The organism is Kitasatospora sp. NE20-6, from assembly GCF_045862635.1.
Genome location: NZ_BPRL01000178.1, coordinates 1 through 805, shown reverse-complemented (window position 1 = coordinate 805; position 805 = coordinate 1). Strand labels below are relative to the sequence as shown.

1 protein-coding gene is annotated in these 805 nt (G+C 61.4%); it reads left to right on the top strand.

All coding sequences use genetic code 11. The features are described 5' to 3' along the window. Window positions 1-406 precede the first annotated feature (406 nt). The coding region (locus SNE206_RS40075; protein ID WP_407918519.1) for a 30S ribosomal protein S2 at window positions 407-805 on the top strand (399 nt) is incomplete at its 3' end.

Genomic DNA, 805 nt, shown 5'->3' with positions numbered 1-805 from the left:
AACAGGGCTCCCGGGTTGAAGCGTTGGCGAGTGAGATCACCAGTGCAACAGCCGGGAGCCCTGTTGCGTCACGCCCCACTTCCTCAATCCTGTCGTCACCCTCGCAGCTCAGGATGAGAAGGGCTCATTGGAGACAATACTAGAGGATGGTGAAGCGCCGGAACGGCGATTCGCACGTGATTTTATGGCTATGCATCCACCCGACGGACGGCGAGCCGAGAGGCACTGGGCGCGAGAGTGTGACCGCTGGAGATCGAACTCGCAGGTTTCGAATGCACCGCCTCACCACGTTCACTACCTAGCGGAGCGACTGGCCATGGTGGTCCTCGCCAATGGCATGAACATGGACACATGCGGTGGTTGCCGCAGGACTGCGTGAACGCGCGGTCGGCTCTAGGCTGGAACCATGATCCGTGCTGATGTGGACCTCACCTCTCTGAGCGAGACATGTGAGCAGACCTTGGCTGGGATGTTTCCCAATGCCTCGCCAGCGCAGCTGAAGGCTGGCGCCATTGAGCTCGCTGCAGACCTGGCGCAGGAGTTTGATCTGGATCGCAACCGGGAGAAGTTCGATCCAGCGGTTGCCCAGCGCCTTCGAAGGATCTTCTTGCCCGAGACCGCGTCGATCACCCATGCGCCGCAACAGACAGGCGCGGCGCAGGCAGGAGGGGGTGTGCGCGTCGTCACGATGCGGGAGCTGCTGGAGAGCGGCGTCCACTTCGGTCACCAGACCCGTCGTTGGAACCCGAAGATGAAGCGCTTCATCTTCACGGAGCGCAACGGCATCTACATCATCGACCTCCTG